This window comes from Micromonospora musae (genome assembly GCF_003626545.1).
GTDB classification, from domain to species: Bacteria; Actinomycetota; Actinomycetes; order Mycobacteriales; family Micromonosporaceae; genus Micromonospora; species Micromonospora musae.
Genome location: NZ_RAZS01000001.1, coordinates 16,275 through 33,022, shown reverse-complemented (window position 1 = coordinate 33,022; position 16,748 = coordinate 16,275). Strand labels below are relative to the sequence as shown.

Here is a 16,748-nt window from a genome sequence, read left to right as displayed (position 1 = left end):
CCCGGCAACGGGCGGGCACCCCCACCCGCCGCGCGCTAGCGTGGGTCGGGTGACTGCGCCCAACCCGGTAATCCCGGTTCCACCGGCCGACCTGCCCCGTACGCTCGGCGAGCTGCGCGCGGCCGGCCACCGATACCGCACCGTCAAGCAGGAACTCCGAGACAATCTCATCGCCCGGATGCGCACCGGCGCGGACCGTTTCCCCGGCATCGTCGGCTACGAGGACACCGTCCTGCCCGAGGTCGAGCGGGCCCTGCTCGCCGGGCACGACCTGGTGCTCCTCGGTGAGCGGGGCCAGGGCAAGACCCGGCTGATCCGCTCGCTCGCGGCGCTGCTGGACGAGTGGACCCCGGTCATCGCCGGTTCGGTGCTCAACGAGCACCCCCTGCACCCGCTCACTCCGGCGTCCCGCGCCCGGGTCGCCGAGGCCGGCGACGATCTTCCGGTCGGCTGGCTGCACCGCTCGATGCGGTACGGCGAGAAGCTCGCCACCCCGGACACCAGCGTCGGCGACCTGATCGGCGACGTCGACCCGATCCGGATCGCCGAGGGGCGGACCCTCGGCGACCCCGAGACGATCCACTTCGGTCTGGTGCCGCGGACGAACCGTGGCATCTTCGCCGTCAACGAGCTGCCCGACCTGGCCGAGCGGATCCAGGTGGCGCTGCTCAACGTGCTGGAGGAGCGGGACATCCAGGTCCGCGGCTACCAGCTGCGGCTGCCCCTGGACCTGCTGCTGGTGGCGAGCGCCAACCCGGAGGACTACACCAACCGGGGCCGGATCATCACTCCGCTCAAGGACCGGTTCGGTGCGGAGATCCGCACCCACTACCCGGTCGAGCTGGAGCTGGAGCTGGCCCTGATCCGGCAGGAGGCCGACCTGGTCGCCGAGGTGCCGGAGCACGTGCTGGAGGTGCTGGCCCGGTTCGCCCGCGCGGTGCGCGAGTCGCCGTCGGTGGATCCGCGTTCCGGCGTCTCCGCCCGGTTCGCCATCGCCGCCGCCGAGACCGTGGCCGCGGCCGCGCTGCGCCGGGCCGCCCTGCTCGCCGCCGGCTCGACCTCCGGCTCCGGCTCCGGCTCCGGCGACGAGGCGGTACGCCCCGAGGCCGCGGTCGCCCGGGTCGGGGACGCCGTCTCGGTGACGTCGACGCTGCGCGGGAAGGTCGAGTTCGAGAGCGGCGAGGAGGGGCGGGAGGTTGAGATCCTGGCCCACCTGCTGCGTACCGCGACGGCAGAGACGTTCCGGGCCCGGCTGGCGGGGCTGGACCTCTCCGGCTTCACCGACCTGGTCGCCGAGGGCACCGTGATCGAGACCGGTGAGCTGGTCGGCTCCGCCGACCTGCTGCGGCAGGTGGGTACGGTGCCGGGGCTCGCGAAGGTGCTGGACCGGCTCGGGATGGGCGACGCGCCCACTCCGGCGGAGGCCGCCGCCGGGGTCGAGTTCGTGCTGGAGGGGCTGCACCTGACCCGCCGGCTCGGTAAGGACGTGACCGACTCCGGCCGCACCGTCTACGGCGGTCGGGGCTGAGCATGGCCGGCAACCGGTTCCGGTACGGGCAGTGGCGCGGCGGGCCGGACCCGCTCGCGCCCCCGTACGACGTACGCGAGGCCGTCGACGCGGTCGGCGCCGAGGTGCTGACCGGCGGCAGCCTGCGGGAGGCGCTGCGCGACCTGCTGCGCCGGGGTCCCGACGGGCGCCGCAGGCTGGACGAGCTGGCCGCCCGGGCTCGACGGTTGCGCCGGGAGGCGCTGCGTCGGGGCGACCTGGACGGGGCGGTGACCCGGTCCCGGGCCCTGCTCGACCAGGCGCTCGCGGCCGAGCGCGACGAGCTGCGCGGTCGAGAGGACGACGCGGCACGCTTCGCCGAGGCGGTGCTGGACAATCTGCCCCGCTCCACCGCCCGCGCCGTGCAGGAGCTCTCCGGCTACCAGTGGGCCAGCGACGAGGCCCGCCGCAGCTACCAGCAGATCCTCGACGGGCTCCGCGACGACGTGCTCGGGCAACGGTTCGCGGGTCTGCGGGACGCGGTCCAGGCGAGCGCCGATCCGGCGACCCAGCAGCGGCTCGCCGAGATGATGGGCGACCTGAACGACCTGCTGGCCCGGCACGCCCGCTCGGAGGAGACCGCCGACGCTTTCGCCGAGTTCATGCGCCGGCACGGCGAGTTCTTCCCGGAGCAGCCGAAGGACGTCGACGAGCTGGTCGACGTGCTGGCCCGCCGGGCGGCGGCCGGGGAGCGGCTGATGCGTTCGCTCTCCGACCGGCAGCGCGAGGAGTTGGCCGGGCTCATGCGCCAGTCGCTCGGCGAGCGGCTGGCCGGGGAGATGTCGCAGCTCGACGCCCAGCTTCGGGCGCTGCGGCCCGATCTGGGTTGGGGGCGGGGCGAGCGGGTGCGCGGTGAGCGTCCGCTCGACTACGGCGAGGCGGCGGGCGCGCTCGAGGAGCTGGCCGAGCTGGACGACCTGCTCGACCAGCTCGACCAGGAGCACCCGGGGGCGACGCTGGACGACGTCGACGTGGAGGCGGTCGCCCGTACGCTCGGGCGGGACGCGGCCGACGACGTGCGCCGGCTGCGGGAGCTGGAGCGGGAGCTGCGCCGGCAGGGCTGGGTGACCCGGGACGCCGAGGGGCTGACGCTGAGCCCGAAGGCGCTGCGCCGGCTGGGCGGCACCGCCCTGCGGCGGGTCTTCGCCGACCTGACGGCCGGGCCGCGCGGTCAGCACGACCTGCGTTCGGCGGGGGCCGCCGGCGAGGTGAGCGGCGCCTCCCGGCCCTGGGAGTACGGCGACGAACAGCCGCTGGACGTGGTGCGCACGCTCACCCGGGCGGTACGCCGGGCCGGTCCGTCGGTGCCCGTGCAGCTCGCGGTCGACGACTTCGAGGTGATGGAGACCGAGCGGCGTTCCTCGGCGGCAGTGGCGCTCTGTGTCGACCTGTCGTACTCGATGATCTCGCAGGGGCGCTGGGGGCCGATGAAGCAGACGGCGCTGGCCCTGTCGCACCTGATGGCGACCCGGTTCCCGCAGGACGCGCTCCAGATCATCGGGTTCGGCCGGGAGGCGATGCCGCTGACCCAGCAGGAGCTGGCGGCCGTCGAGCCGGTGATGGAGCAGGGCACGAACCTCCAGCACGCGTTGCGACTGGCGGGGCGGCACCTGCGCCGGCACCCGGACGCCGAGCCGGTGGTGCTGGTGGTCACCGACGGGGAGCCGACCGCGCACCTCGACCCGGACGACGGGGAGGCGTACTTCCACTGGCCTCCGCTGCCGGAGACGATCGAGGCGACGATCCGTGAGGTGGATCGGCTGGCCCGGTATCGGGCGACGTTGAACCTGTTCATGCTCGGCGACGACCCGGGGCTGCGCCGCTTCGTCGACGCGGTGGCCCGCCGGTCGAAGGGGCGGATGTTCACCCCGGACCCGGACGACCTCGGCGAGTACGTCGTCGCCGACTATCTCCGCTCACGTCAGGGTCGCCGCTGACACCGCCGCCCGAGCCGATCACGTGGTGGTGGCGCCGGGGCCGCCCGTCCGGGTGAACCGGGTGCCGCAACCGCGTGATCGGCGGGCCGGCGCGGGGTTGACTGGGGTGGTGGAGAGCAGGAAGCTGCGGCGCGCGTACGAGGAGGTGCTCGCCGAGGTCGACGCGGGCGGCTTCGGTCCGCCACCGGCCGGGCAGCTGAGCGCGGAGCAGATCGTGGCGCATCTGGCCGCCAACGACGAGCTGATGGTGGCGGCGACCGAGGCGGTGCTGGCCGGCGCCCCGTTCGCCTACTACGACCTGGAGACCATCCACCGCCCGCAGGTGGACGCCCTGGTCGCGGAGCACGGCGGCCTGGACGGGTTGGCCGCGCTGCTGCGCGCCACCAGCGGGAAGCTCTGCACGCTCACCGACCGGCTCGGGCTGGCCGCGGAGACCCCGGTCGAGACCCACTTGCGCGAGGGCTTCGACCTGCGGGTCGAAGACACCCTCCCCTGGGGCAGGACCCTCGACCTGCACACCACCGTGCACCTGCCGAAGCATCTCGCGCAGCTGCGCATGCTCCGCCGCGGCTGACCGGCGGCTGGCAGGCCGGCCGTCACCTGGGGCACGCCGGGCGGCGCCGGCCGCGGCCTGGTGAGCGCGCCGGGGCGGCGGCCGTGGTGGTGGCGTCGCGGTCGCCGAACCGCCGACTTCGCCTGCTTAGGCGGGGGTCGGTTCGGTCGGCGTCGGCTGGCGGAAGGTGCGCCGGTACGTCGACGGGGGCACGCCGAGGCGCTGGTGCAGTTGCTGGCGCAGGGCGGCGGCGGTGCCGAAGCCGGCGCGGCGGGCCACCTGGTCGATGCTCAGGTCGGTGGTCTCCAGCAGCAGCCGGGCGTGGTCGGTGCGCTGCTGGAGCAGCCACTGCGCCGGGCTCAGCCCGGTCTCGGCGCGGAACCGGCGGGTGAAGGTTCGTACGCTCATCCGGGATCGTTCGGCCAGGTCGCGCAGGCTGACCGGCTCGTGCAGCCGCTGCCGGGCCCACTCCCGGGCGGGGGCGGTGCTGCTCTCGGCCATCCTCGGCACCGGATGTTCGATGTACTGGGCCTGGCCGCCCTCCCGCCACGGCGGGACCACGCAGCTGCGGGCCGCCCGGTTGGCCACCTCGCTGCCGTGGTCGGTGCGGATGACGTGCAGGCAGAGGTCGATCCCGGCGGCGACCCCGGCCGAGGTGAGCACCCGGTCGTCGTCGACGAAGAGCACGTCCGGGTCGAGGTCGACGTGGGGGTGCAGCCGGTGGAACTCCTCGGCGTGCGCCCAGTGGGTGGTGGCCCGGCGGCCGTCGAGCAGCCCGGCGGCGGCGAGCACGAAGGCGCCGGTGCAGATCGACATGATGCGGGCGCCCCGCTCGTACGCCGCGCGCAGCGCCGCGGAGACCTCGGGTTCGATCGTGCCGTCGGTCATGGCCGACCCGGCGTGGACCCCGGGCACGATCACCGTGTCGGCGGTCTCCAGCAGCTCCAGGCCGTGTTCGGGGAGCACCTGGAAGCCGGGTGTGGCCCGCACCGGCCGGCGGCCCGGGGTGCAGACCTCGACGGAGTAGGCGCGTCGGCGGTCGGCGTCGCGGGCGGTGCCGAAGACCTGCGCGGGGGTGCCGAGGTCGAGGCCGACGACATGATCGAGGGCGAGCACGGCGATCCGGTGCCGGGAATCGGTCATGGCCCGATTATTGCGCATGATGGCTTTCCGGCCACTCGTCGTGGCGTCGGCTGGTGCCGAGACTCATACCGTGACCACACGCCGCCTGCATCCCGCCTGGCTCGTCGCCGCCGTCGCCTTCGTCGCCCTGGTCGGCGCGGCCGGCTTCCGGGCCACCCCGTCGGTGCTGCTGCACCCGCTGCACGCCGAGTTCGGCTGGCCGCTCGCCACGATCTCCGCCGCCGTCTCGGTCAACCTGCTGCTCTACGGGCTCACCGCCCCGTTCGCCGCCGCGCTGATGGAGCGCTTCGGCATCCGGCGGGTGGTCGCCGTGGCGCTGCTGCTGGTGGCCGCCGGCAGCGGCCTGACCGTGTTCATGACCGCGAGCTGGCAGCTCGTCCTCTGCTGGGGCGTTCTGGTCGGGCTCGGCACCGGCTCGATGGCGCTGGCCTTCGCGGCCACCGTGACCGGGCGCTGGTTCGTCAAGCACCGCGGCCTCGTCACCGGGGTGCTCACCGCAGGCGGGGCGGCCGGGCAGCTGGTCTTCCTGCCGCTGCTCGCCATGCTCGTGCGCGACCACGGCTGGCGCATGGCGGCGCTCGTCGTGGCCGGGGCCGCGCTGGTGGTCGTACCGCTGGTGGTCTGGCTGCTGCGCGAGCACCCGGCGGATCTCGGCCTGCCCGCCTACGGTGCGACCGAGGTCACCCCGCCCCCGACCGCGACCGGCGGGGCCGCCGCCCGCGCGCTCGGCGCGCTCGCCCAGGCCGTCCGGACACGGCCGTTCTGGCTGCTCGCGGGGGGCTTCGCGATCTGCGGCGCGACCACCAACGGGCTGGTCGGTACGCACTTCGTGCCGGCCGCGCACGACCACGGCATGTCGGAGACCACGGCGGCCAGCCTGCTGGCGCTGGTCGGGCTCTTCGACATCGTCGGCACGATCGCCTCCGGTTGGCTCACCGACCGGGTCGACAGCCGGGTGCTGCTCGGGGTCTACTACGCGCTGCGCGGCGTGTCGCTGCTCCTGCTGCCGAGCCTCTTCGGCGGCTCGACCGAGCCGAGCATGCTCGTCTTCATCGTCTTCTACGGGCTGGACTGGGTGGCCACCGTGCCGCCGACAGTGGCGCTCTGCCGCGAGTACTTCGGTGCGGCCGCGCCTGTCGTCTTCGGCTGGGTCTTCGCCTCCCACCAGCTCGGCGCGGCGCTCGCCGCCAGTGCGGCGGGGCTGGTGCGCGACCGGCTCGGGGAGTACACGTCGGCCTGGTACGTCGCCGGGGCGCTGGCCATCGGCGCGGCCGGGCTGTCCCTGTCGCTGCGCCGCCGCCCGCGCGGCGTCGTGCCCACCCCGGCGCTGGTCACCGCCGGTCCGGCCGCACCGAGGGCGTGGCGCTACCGGGGCTGAGCAGGCGTCGGTGGGGACGGTGCGCCGCAGCGCCGCGGGCCGGTGGCGGTGTGTGCCGGGGGCGGCGCGGGGTCGCCGACGAACGGTGACCCCGCGCCGCGCTGGCGGTCACTCGACGACCTGGACGTCCTTCCAGAAGGCGACCCGGTCGCGGACCATCTCCGCGTCCGGCTTCGGGTCCGGGTAGTACCAGACCGCGTCGGCGCTGGTACGTCCGTCGTGTTCCAGCGAGTAGTACGAGGCGGTGCCCTTCCACGGGCAGACCGTGTGGGTGTCCGACTCACGGATCACGTCGTCGCGCAGCGCGGAACGGGGAAAGTAGTGGTTCCCCTCCACCACGACGGTGTCGTCGCTCTCGGCGACGACCAGGTCGTTCCAGACAGCTTTTGGCATACGTTTCACGTTATGTCGCCAGGGCGGCGACGACCACCGCCATCGACTCTTACCGATGGCGCGTTGGTCAGCGGGTGGGCTCGGGGTCGGTGACGTCGGCGACGGTCGCGCCCAGCACGTCCAGCGCCGCGTCGGCGTCGACCGCCACGGCCAACCCGTGCTCGCCCGCGCCGAGCGTGATGGTCCGGCCGCGTACCCGCTCGTCGGCGATCACCGGCCAGGCCGTGGTCGCGCCGAACGGGGTGATGGTGCCGCGCTCGTAGCCGGTGGCCTCCTTCGCGGCCGCCGCGTCCGGCATGGAGATGCGGTTGACGCCGAGCAGGGTGCGCAGCTTCGGCCAGGAGATGACGCGGCCACCGGGGGTGAGTACGAAGAGGTGGTCGTCCGGGCCGCGCCGCACCACGATCGTCTTCACCACGTCGGGCACCTCGACCCCGCGTACGGCGGCGGCCTCCGCGAGGCTCGCCACCGCCTCGTGCCGGATCAGCCGGTAGGACAGGCCGGCGGCGTCGAGAGCGGCGAGCGCGGGTGACGGCATGTGGTGCACCGTAACCCCTCTTGAGCTGCCTGGAAGTGTGAAAAGGCCAACGTGGACATCCGGTGCCGTGGCCGCCGACGGGCGTAGAGTGATCACATGGGCGCGGTCCGTGTGGATCTTCAATCGGTCGACCACGACAGTGCGGTCACGACGCTGCGACGCTCGTACGCAGCAGTGCCGCCCGGCGAGCCGATCCGGCTCGCCAAACGCACCTCGAACCTGTTCCGCCCCCGCGCCGACGTGCGGACGCCGGGGCTCGACGTCAGCGGGTTGACCGGGGTCATCTCGGTCGACCCGGCCGCCCACACGGCCGACGTGCAGGGCATGTGCACCTACGAGGACCTGGTCGACGCGACCCTCGCGTACGGGCTGATGCCGCTGGTGGTGCCGCAGCTGCGCACCATCACGCTGGGCGGCGCCGTCACCGGACTGGGCATCGAGTCGACCTCGTTCCGCAACGGCCTGCCGCACGAGTCGGTCACCGAGCTGGACGTGCTCACCGGATCGGGTGAGATCGTCACCGCCCGGCCCGAGGGTGAGCACGCCGACCTCTTCGCGGCCTTCCCGAACTCGATGGGCAGCCTCGGCTACGCCACCCGGCTGCGCATCGAGCTCCAACCGGTACGCCGCTACGTGGCGCTGCGCAACGTGCGGTTCACGAGTCTGGAGGTGCTCACCGACGCGATCGCCGAGGTGACCGCCACCCGCTCCTGGGCCGGCACGCCGGTGGACACGATGGACGGGGTGATGTTCAGCCCCGGCGAGGCGTACCTCGTCCTCGGCAGCTTCACCGACGAGGGCGGGCGGCCCAGCGACTACACCGGGCAGGACATCTACTACCGGTCGCTACGCCGGCGGGTCCGCGACACGCTCACCACGTACGACTATCTCTGGCGCTGGGACACCGACTGGTTCTGGTGCTCCTCGGCGTTCGGCGTGCAGCACCCGGTGGTACGCCGGCTCTGGCCGGCGCGCTACCGGCGCAGCGACGTCTACCACCGGTTGGTCCGGCTGGAGCACCGCCACGGTGTCGCCGCCCGGATCGACCGGCTGCGCGGCCAGCCCGCTCGGGAACGGGTGGTGCAGGACGTGGAGATCCCACTGGAGCGGACGGCCGACTTCCTGCGCTGGTTCGCGGGCGCGGTCGGGATGACCCCGGTCTGGCTCTGCCCACTGCGACTGCGTGAGCCGGCGGGTCCCGGCTCGGCCCGGTCCTGGCCGCTGTATCCGCTGCGGGCCGGGCAGGACTACGTCAACATCGGTTTCTGGGGGAGCGTGCCGATCGCCGAGGGCGCCGCTGACGGCGACGCCAACCGGTTGATCGAACGGGTGGTCTCGGAGATGGGCGGGCACAAGTCGCTCTACTCCGACGCCTACTACGACCGGGACTCCTTCGAGCGGCTCTACGGCGGGGCGACGTGGCGCACCGTGCGGGACCGCTACGACCCGGAGCAGCGGCTGACCGGACTGTACGAGAAGGCGGTAGCGAGAGCATGAGCCTGACCGACCGAGACCAGGGGGCCACGAGCGTCCCCGGCACACCGCCGGCGGGGGGCCGGCACCCGCAGATCACCGTGGCGGATGTGATCCGCGCGGTGACCACCGGTGACCTGCCGCTACGGATCACCGGCTACGACGGCAGCGCCATCGGCCCGGCCGACACCGGGATCACCCTCGCCATCCGCACCGAGCGCGGGCTGTCCTACCTGCTCACCGCCCCCGGTGACCTGGGGATGGCCCGCGCCTACGTGAGCGGTGACCTGGGGCTGGAGGGGGTGCACCCCGGCGACCCGTACGAGGCGTTCCGGGTGCTCTCCGACGAGCTGCGGCTGCGCCTGCCGTCGCTGGGGGACGCGCTGACCCTGGCGCGGGGGCTGGGCTGGGAGCGGCTGCGACCGCCGCCGGCCCCGCCGCAGGAGGCCGAGCCCCGCTGGAAGCGCGTGATGAGCGGGCTGCGCCACTCCCGGGCCCGGGACAGCTCCGCGATCTCGCACCACTACGACGTGTCGAACGCCTTCTACGAGCGGGTGCTCGGCCCGTCGATGACGTACACCTGCGCGGTCTTCCGGTCCCCGCAGGACACCCTGGAGCAGGCCCAGGCGTCGAAGTACGACCTGGTCGCCGCGAAGCTGGCGCTCAAGCCGGGGATGCGACTGCTCGACGTGGGCTGCGGCTGGGGCGGGATGGTCCGGCACGCGGCCCGCGAGTACGGCGTCAAGGCGCTCGGGGTCACGCTGTCGAAGGCGCAGGCCGAGTGGGCGCAGACGGCGATCGAGCGGGAGGGCCTGGGTGAACTGGCCGAGGTGCGGTACATGGACTACCGGGACGCGCCCCGGGAGCAGTTCGACGCGATCTCCTCCATCGGGCTGACCGAGCACATCGGCGTGCGCAACTATCCGGCCTACTTCGGGGCGCTGCGGGAGCGGCTGCGTCCAGGCGGCCGGCTGCTCAACCACTGCATCACCCGGGCGGACAATCGGGCGCCGCACCGCTCCGGCGCGTTCATCGACCGGTACGTCTTCCCGGACGGGGAGCTGGCCGGGCCCGGTCGGGTGATCAGCGAGCTGCACGACGCCGGGCTGGAGGTGCACCACGAGGAGAACCTGCGGCAGCACTACGCGCTGACGCTGGCGGGTTGGTGCCGCAACCTCGTCGAGAACTGGGACTTCTGCGTCTCCGAGGTCGGCGCGGGCACCGCGCGGGTGTGGGGGCTCTACATGGCCGGGTCGCGGCTGGCGTTCGAGCGCAACGGCATCCAGCTGCACCAGGTGCTCGCCACCCGCAACAACCCGGACGGCAGCAACGGCTACCCGCTGCGTCCGGACTGGCTGCCCTGACCGGCACCTGATTCCACGAACGGCCGCGCGATCCGCGCGGCCGTTCGTCGTTCGGCTCCCGGGTGTCGTCGGCGAACCGGTCCGGTGAGCCTGTCAACCTTCGGCCTGCGGCCGTCGTCCTTGGTGGGGACGGAAGGAGAGCCGGTGCGGCGGAAGAAACGCTTCGAAGGGCTGGACGTCCTGGTCGCCGAACGCGGACAGGCGCTGCTCGCGACGGCGGTGCTGCTGACGGGCAGCCGGGTCGCCGGTGAGGACCTGGTGCAGGCGGCGCTTGAGCGGCTGATGCGCAACTGGAACCGCGTGCACGGCGATCGGGAGGGGTACCTGCGTCGCACGATGTACCACCTCGCCGTCGACCGGTGGCGGCTGCGCAGGCGACGTCCGGAGGTGCTGACCGTGGTCGATCCGCCGAGCCAGGCGGACGGCACGGATGCCCTGCACCTTCGGCAGGCGCTCGTCCAGGCGCTGGCCGGGTTGCCGCCACGGCAGCGGGCCGTGCTGGTGCTCCGGTACTGGGAGCAGCTCAGTGAGGCGGAGGCCGCCGACCTGCTCGGTTGCTCGGTCGGCACGGTCAAGTCCTCGGCCTCGCGGGGGCTGGCGCGGCTGCGCGAGCTGACCGCCGGCTGGGCGCTCGAAGAGACGGGTGTGAGAGGAGCAGGTAGATGACCAGTGATCTCGAAGATCAGTTGATCAGCGGCATGCACGACGAGGTCAGCGGCGTGGCGTTCAGCCGCGACGTCCTGGCGGAGGCCGGCCTGCGGCACCGGCGACGGGTCGCCCGGCATCGGAGCGTGTACGCCGCGGGGGTCGTCGCCGTGGTGGGGGCGCTGGTCGCGGTCGCGACCGTCGGCACCGGTGTCCCGGGGGGCACGCAGGACTCGCCCGGCCCGGTCGCGGGACGCCCGCCGGCGGCCGGCGCCGACTCGCCGCAGCTGCGGCTGGCCGCCGCCGCGGCGGCGAGTCAGGGCATCAGTTACCGGGTGAAGGTCACGACCACCTCGAAGGACGCGGTGCCGCCGGCGGGCGAGCTGCCCGAACCGGTCGGCCAAAGTTGGGTCACCACGGGCGCCTTCGATCCGACGACGGTCACCGGTTACCTGGAATCGCCGTACGACGGGAAGCTGCGTCCGGTCATCGCCGCGGGTTACGAGCACGAGCGGCTGCTCGGCGGTGTCCACTACACCGGCGCGCGGGACGGCGCGGACCCCGAGAACGGCAGGATTCTCTGGAGGAAGCATCCGGGGAAGCAGGAGAGCCTCGACTACGACATGGCGATGGGCGGCGGCCTGGGCGCGTCGGCGGATCCGCAGGAGCTGTTCCGGCTGCTGCGCAAGGCCGGCGCCACGGTGACGGAGCGGGCAGCCGGCGTGTACCACTTCGAGGTCACCGTGGCGGACGCCGCCGCGGGGATCCTCGCCGATCACCTCGCCGGTGAGGTGACGATCGGCGCGGACAGCCGGATCGCGAAGGTCGCCTACGCCCGCACGGCGAAGACGCGCATCCACGGCAGTGACCACACGTACCACCTCGGCGTGGTCCTCGAACTGTCGGGCTACGGCGCGCCGGTGAGGGTCGAGGCGCCGTCCGGGGCCGACCTGTTGCCGTCCAAGTAGGGCGAAGTCCGACGAAAGGCCGCGCGACAGGCGCGGCCTTTCGTCGAACCGATTGACAAACAAGTTTTGTACGTACAAACTGATTTTGCCATGAGAGATGTCCTGTACCTGGAGCAGATCGAGCAGGCCGAAGTCCTGCTCAAGCCGCAACGTGTGGAGGTGTTGCGGCAGCTGGCCGAGCCGCGCACCTGCACCGAGGTGGCCGCCCGGCTGGAGCAGACGCCGCAGCGCGTCTACTACCACGTCAAGCAGTTGGTCGCGGCCGGCCTCGTCGACCTGGTCGCCGAGCGCAAGGTCCGTGGCATCACCGAGGGCATCTATCAGGCCGCCGCCCGGTCCTACTGGCTCTCACCCCGGCTGGTGGGTCGCATCGGGCTGCGCCGCGCTCGCGACGAACTCAGCCTCGGCTACCTCCTCGATCTCATGGAGGAGGTCCAGGCCGACATCGCCGCGCTCGACCGGGCCGCGCCCGAGCTGCCCTCGGTCGGAGTCTCGGGCGAGATCCGGGTGCCGGCGGAGCAACGCCAGCAGTTCCTGCACGACCTGCAGACCACTCTGCAGGACCTTTTCACCCGCTACGGCGGCGCCGAGGGAGACGCGTTCAAGCTCGCCGTGGCCTGCTACCCGAAGGGGAAAGACCGTGAGTGAACCGATGAAGCTGCACGCCCGTCTCGCCGCACCGGTCGAGGCCGTCCGCCGGGCCCTGACCGACGCCGCCGAGCTGCGCGTCTGGCTGGCCGAGCACGCCGAGGTCGAGCTGCCCCAGCGGTACGAGTTCTGGGGCCGCTACACGCCCGAGGGTGACGCGCCGCACCAGCGCCCGCTGCACGTCGACGACGAGACGCTGCGCTTCGCGTGGACGCTCGACGGGGTGGAGACCACCACCGAAATCCGGCTGCGGGCCGAGAGCGCCGACTCGACGATCCTCAGCCTGAGCCAGAGCCACTTCGACTTCGCCGACGTGATCAGCGGGGCGCCGCGCGGGGTGCTCCAGACGTACTGGTACCTCTCGACCGCCAACCTCGCCCTGCACCTGGAGGGCCAGCCGCTGCTGCCGAAGGTCGACTTCACCTCCGCCGAGATGCGCAGCGAGATCCTCATCGACGCGCCGATGGCCAAGGTGTTCACCTCGCTGACCGACTCCGAGCAGGCCAGCGCCTGGTTCGGCCACCCGATCGGCATCGAGCCGTGGGTCGGCGGCCGCTACGCGATGGGCGGCTTCGAGTCGGGCCACGCCGCCAAGGTCGTCGACCTGGACCCGGGGCGGATGGTCTCCGTCGACTGGGGCCCGCCCGGCGTCACCACCTGGGAGCTGGCCGAGTCCGAGGGGAAGACCAAGCTCACCTTCGTGCAGAGCGGCTTCGACGAGGCGCACCCGCCGTACGCGGGCTGGGCCGGATCGCTCAGCGGCCTGTACGAGCTGCGTCGCTACAACGAGCTGGCGGACTGGCAGCCGATGTGGCTCACCGAGGAGCCGAGCGTCGAGCCGCAGACGGCGACCGCCGCCGGCTGACCCGTCCGGGCGGGCTGCCGGAGGCAGATCAATGATGTGGCGGTGCCCCCTGGCCGGGGCACCGCCACATCGTCGACCCGGCTCGTATCTCCGCGAGGCGGTGACCGACCACCTGCGCGAGGAGTTCCTCCTTGCCGGCCTGCACCGACTCCTCGCCGCCGGCGCGCCGTACGTACTCTCCCCGGATGTCCTGCCAACGCACATGACCGTTCATGCCGGTCCCCCTCCCGCTGCGCGCGATCCGTCAGGTGCAGCAATGAGTAAACCTGACGGGCGTTGTCGTGGGCGTGGTGAAGAGCCGAGGTATCGGGTACCACTGAACGATGTTCGTCATCTTCGGGTTCCGTACCAAGGTCGACCGGCTCGGTGTCGTCAGCCGGGTCTGTCGCAACTGCGGCAACCACGCCGCGCAGGTGATCAGCCGCCGGTCCACGAAGTTCAGCCTCTTCTTCGTCCCGCTGATCCCGGTGCGGACCCGGTACGGCCAGCAGTGCACGTACTGCGGGGCCGAGTACGACCTGCCCAAGTCCGAGGCCCGGGGGCTCGCGGTCGGCTGAGCGGCGGCCCGCTGCCGTGACGTAACCCGCCGGCGGGAAATGGCCGGGTTGGTGCGATCGCGGCCTATCCTGGCGGATCATGACGAGCAGCGAGCAGCGACTGGCCGAGATCCGGGGCGGCGTCCCGCCGCGGCGGCACAACGCCCGGACGATCGCCGCGCTGACCGGCAACCCGGGCTGCAGCCGCCGGGCGGTGCTGGACGGCGCGGGAGTCGACAAGACCGGGCTGGCCGAGCGGATCGGCTTCCCCGCCCGGTTCGGCCAGTCCCGGTTCGCGATCACCCGGGGCAACGCGTTCGAGGCGCAGGTCAAGGCCGACGGCGGGGTCGAGCTGCTCCGCTTGGTCGCCGAGCGGCTCGGCGTCGAGCCCGGCGACCGGGCCGACTGGACCGATCTCGGCGCGGCCGACGACCTGCCCGAGCGGCACGCCAGGTCACGCGAACTGTTGACCACGGCCGTGCCGACCGGCCCGCACCAGCCGGCCGCGCTCTTCGACCATCCGCTGCTCAGCCTGGAGGTCGCCGGCCGGCGGGTGCACCTCGAACCGGACCTGGTCGCCGCCCGGTTGGCCGGCCGGTTCCACGTCGTGGAGATCAAGTCCTTTCCGGTGATCGACGGCCAGGCCGACCCGGCGAAGGTCTCGGCGGCCGCGACCCAGTCCGCCGTGTACGTGCTGGCGCTGCGCGAACTGCTCGCCGCCGCCGGGCACGACCCGGAGCTGGTGTCGCACGACGTGGTGCTGATCTGCCCGCGTGACTTCGCCAACCAGCCGGTGGCGAGCCTGCTCGACGTGCGCAAGCAGCTGCTGGTGCTGCGCCGGCAGCTGGCCCGGATGGACCGCCTCGACGACCTGCTCTCCGCGGTGCCGGCGGACTTCACCGCCGACCTGACCACCGACCCGGCGACGCTGACCGCCGCGCTCGCCCGCGTCGAGGCCCGCTACGCGCCGGAGTGCCTGGCCAGCTGCGAGCTGGCGTACTTCTGCCGGCACGAGGCGCGCGACCACACGGGTGCGATGGGCCGGCCGGTCCGGGAGGCGCTCGGCGGGCTCGGCACGGTCGCGGAGGTGGTGGCGCTCGCCTCCGGTGAACGCGCCCCGGAGCCGGAGCAGGCGGAGGCCGCCGCGCTGCTGCGCGCTGCGGCCCGGTTGCGCGCCGACGCCCTCGGCGCCCCGGCATGAGTACGCTGCGCGCGCTCGCGAAGGCGCAGGCCGTCGCGGCCGGGGTGGCCCAGCCGGTGGCCACCGTACGCCACCTCCACCTGCACGAACGTCCACTGGTGCTGGTGCCGCTCGCGCTGGCCGGTGAGGCGAACGCCCCGCTCGCCGCCCTGGTCGGGTCGACGCCGGATGACGCGAAGCTGCTGGTCGTGCCGCAGCCCCGCAACCGGAGCCAGCGCTTCGCGTTCGTCGCCGAGCTGGCCTCGGTGCTGCTGCCGTACCTGGACGAGCACCGGGGGGTGAGCGAGGCGGTCGCGGTCGACCGGGGGCGCGACGTCCGCCACCGCTACGTCGACGCGCCGCAGCTGCTCGTCCCGAACCCGGCCGGGATCACCTTCCTGCGGCTGCTCGGCCGGTCGGCGCGGTTCCGCCGTCCGGACGGGGAGTATCCGGTGCACCCGTCCGTGCCGCTGCTCGGGCGCTGGCTGACGTTCTTCGCCGAGCGGGCCGAACATCCGGGCTCGTCGGCGCTGCTGGCGATGACCGACGCGCTGACCCTGCACTGGGCCACCGGGCAGAGCGCGGTCGAGGACCTGCACCTGCCGGCCCTGCTCGGCTGGATCGACCCGCCGGCCGGGCTCACCGGCGCCGAGGCGGCCGCTCGTGCCGAGGACCCGTCGACGCATCCGCCGGCCGGTCCGGCCACCGATCCGGACTTCGACAACCACCGGCTCACCCCGGCCGTCGAGGCGTACGCGGCGACGGAGGACGACCCGTCTGCGCGCGCCGAGGCGTACGCGCAGCTCGAAGCGCTGCTGCGCGACCAGCTCGCGCCCACCTGGGAGCTGATGTGGCGCGGCGTGGGTCTGCTGCGCGGGTTGCCGCCCGGTGCCCGGGTCGAGGGGCGCTGGGCCGGCGACCGGGACGCGTTCACCGCGCACGCCGAACACGTCGACTCCGGCGGCGGCCCGCAGCCCCGGCGGGACGGCGCGGTGGCCGCGGCGGTCCGCCTGCACCGGCTGGAGCGGGCCCTCACCTCGTACGCCGTGCAGCGCGCCTACGACGATCCGCTGGTGATGGCCGAGCACCGGCTGACCGGTGAGGCGTTCGTCGGTGACGTGACGCTGGCCGACCCGAAGCGGGTCGACGACAGCGGGAAACGACCGGTGCTCCGGCCCCGGATCCAGCTGGTCACCACCGAGCCGGTGCTGCTGCCGGTCGGGGCCACGCTGTACTCCCCGGCCCGTCCTGGGCAGAAGGCCCGGGTGGTCTTCGTGACTCCGGGCGCGGACGGTAAGACCGAGGTGGTGCTGGAGCTCTCCGGTGGGATGGGGCGCGGGCTGACCGCCCCGCCGGGCAGCGTGCCGGAGGTGGGGGAGCGGCTCTGCTACACCACGTTGTCCGACGCGTACCTGCCGTCGGGTGCGTTCCCCGCCCCGGAGGAGACGCCGTGGACGCACGGCGGCCCGCCGGGTGCGGCGCCCGGCCCCGCTGAGCTGCCGGCCGTCGACGGCGACCCCGGCGAGGAGTGGGCCTGACCCGGGTGGCCCCCGGGTAGGCGCGCGCGGCGACGTGGCGTAA

General features: G+C 73.4%; 16 protein-coding genes and 1 pseudogene. 13 read left to right on the top strand and 4 right to left on the bottom strand.

What is annotated here, in order from left to right; all coding sequences use genetic code 11:
• The first annotated feature begins 40 nt into the window (after positions 1-40).
• The 3 genes from D7147_RS00155 (at position 41) to D7147_RS00145 (ending at position 4,057) form a co-directional block, all read left to right on the top strand.
• On the top strand, positions 41-1,528 hold the full coding sequence (locus tag D7147_RS00155; RefSeq protein WP_120673209.1) for a sigma 54-interacting transcriptional regulator: 1,488 nt from the start codon (positions 41-43) through the stop codon (positions 1,526-1,528).
• Between the two features lie 2 nt (positions 1,529-1,530).
• On the top strand, positions 1,531-3,483 hold the full coding sequence (locus D7147_RS00150; RefSeq protein ID WP_120673208.1) for a VWA domain-containing protein: 1,953 nt from the start codon (positions 1,531-1,533) through the stop codon (positions 3,481-3,483).
• A 109-nt stretch (positions 3,484-3,592) separates the two neighbouring features.
• A complete protein-coding gene (locus D7147_RS00145) occupies positions 3,593-4,057 on the top strand; it encodes a hypothetical protein (protein ID WP_120673897.1) in 465 nt (154 codons plus the stop codon).
• Between the two features lie 126 nt (positions 4,058-4,183).
• On the opposite strand, the gene D7147_RS00140 is transcribed toward D7147_RS00145, so the two are convergent.
• Positions 4,184-5,197 (bottom strand): GlxA family transcriptional regulator, encoded by a 1,014-nt coding sequence (locus tag D7147_RS00140; RefSeq protein ID WP_120673207.1) that lies wholly within the window; start codon positions 5,195-5,197, stop codon positions 4,184-4,186.
• A 52-nt stretch (positions 5,198-5,249) separates the two neighbouring features.
• On the opposite strand from D7147_RS00140, the gene D7147_RS00135 reads away from it, so the two are divergent.
• Positions 5,250-6,557, top strand: a complete 1,308-nt coding sequence (locus tag D7147_RS00135) for an MFS transporter (protein WP_120673206.1) — start codon at positions 5,250-5,252, stop codon at positions 6,555-6,557.
• A 108-nt stretch (positions 6,558-6,665) separates the two neighbouring features.
• On the opposite strand, the gene D7147_RS00130 is transcribed toward D7147_RS00135, so the two are convergent.
• Both D7147_RS00130 and D7147_RS00125 read right to left on the bottom strand, forming a co-directional pair.
• Positions 6,666-6,950 carry a DUF427 domain-containing protein gene (locus D7147_RS00130; protein WP_120673205.1) on the bottom strand — a complete coding sequence of 95 codons (285 nt, stop codon included), beginning with the start codon at positions 6,948-6,950 and terminating at the stop codon, positions 6,666-6,668.
• Positions 6,951-7,017: 67 nt separating this feature from the next.
• Positions 7,018-7,488 (bottom strand): aminoacyl-tRNA deacylase, encoded by a 471-nt coding sequence (locus tag D7147_RS00125; RefSeq protein WP_120673204.1) that lies wholly within the window; start codon positions 7,486-7,488, stop codon positions 7,018-7,020.
• A 96-nt stretch (positions 7,489-7,584) separates the two neighbouring features.
• Here D7147_RS00125 and D7147_RS00120 point away from each other — a divergent pair, with 96 nt between their 5' ends.
• The 6 genes from D7147_RS00120 (at position 7,585) to D7147_RS00095 (ending at position 13,451) form a co-directional block, all read left to right on the top strand.
• Positions 7,585-8,985, top strand: coding sequence for an FAD-binding oxidoreductase (locus D7147_RS00120; protein WP_120673203.1), 1,401 nt, complete (start codon positions 7,585-7,587; stop codon positions 8,983-8,985).
• A complete protein-coding gene (locus D7147_RS00115; RefSeq protein WP_120673202.1) occupies positions 8,982-10,325 on the top strand; it encodes a class I SAM-dependent methyltransferase in 1,344 nt (447 codons plus the stop codon). The genes D7147_RS00120 and D7147_RS00115 overlap by 4 nt, the downstream gene beginning before the upstream one ends.
• 144 nt (positions 10,326-10,469) lie before the next feature.
• Positions 10,470-10,991, top strand: a complete 522-nt coding sequence (locus D7147_RS00110) for a SigE family RNA polymerase sigma factor (RefSeq protein WP_233562853.1) — start codon at positions 10,470-10,472, stop codon at positions 10,989-10,991.
• The gene (locus D7147_RS00105) at positions 10,988-11,938 is read left to right on the top strand and encodes a hypothetical protein (protein WP_120673201.1); all 951 of its coding nucleotides are present in this window, start codon (positions 10,988-10,990) and stop codon (positions 11,936-11,938) included. Before D7147_RS00110 ends, D7147_RS00105 begins: the two co-directional genes overlap by 4 nt.
• Before the next feature lie 90 nt (positions 11,939-12,028).
• Positions 12,029-12,586: a winged helix-turn-helix domain-containing protein gene (locus tag D7147_RS00100; protein WP_120673200.1), complete on the top strand. Its 558-nt coding sequence runs from the start codon at positions 12,029-12,031 to the stop codon at positions 12,584-12,586.
• Positions 12,579-13,451 (top strand): SRPBCC family protein, encoded by an 873-nt coding sequence (locus D7147_RS00095; protein WP_120673199.1) that lies wholly within the window; start codon positions 12,579-12,581, stop codon positions 13,449-13,451. Before D7147_RS00100 ends, D7147_RS00095 begins: the two co-directional genes overlap by 8 nt.
• An 82-nt stretch (positions 13,452-13,533) precedes the next feature.
• Here D7147_RS00095 and D7147_RS00090 read toward each other — a convergent pair.
• Positions 13,534-13,665 (bottom strand): annotated as a pseudogene (locus D7147_RS00090) (helix-turn-helix domain-containing protein); the annotation flags it as partial.
• Positions 13,666-13,774: 109 nt separating this feature from the next.
• On the opposite strand from D7147_RS00090, the gene D7147_RS00085 reads away from it, so the two are divergent.
• From D7147_RS00085 to D7147_RS00075, 3 genes are all read left to right on the top strand, one after another.
• Positions 13,775-14,008 carry a zinc-ribbon domain-containing protein gene (locus D7147_RS00085; protein ID WP_120673198.1) on the top strand — a complete coding sequence of 78 codons (234 nt, stop codon included), beginning with the start codon at positions 13,775-13,777 and terminating at the stop codon, positions 14,006-14,008.
• A gap of 79 nt (positions 14,009-14,087) precedes the next feature.
• Positions 14,088-15,188 carry a hypothetical protein gene (locus tag D7147_RS00080; RefSeq protein WP_120673197.1) on the top strand — a complete coding sequence of 367 codons (1,101 nt, stop codon included), beginning with the start codon at positions 14,088-14,090 and terminating at the stop codon, positions 15,186-15,188.
• Positions 15,185-16,705 (top strand): hypothetical protein, encoded by a 1,521-nt coding sequence (locus D7147_RS00075; protein WP_120673196.1) that lies wholly within the window; start codon positions 15,185-15,187, stop codon positions 16,703-16,705. The genes D7147_RS00080 and D7147_RS00075 overlap by 4 nt, the downstream gene beginning before the upstream one ends.
• The last annotated feature ends 43 nt before the right edge of the window (positions 16,706-16,748 follow it).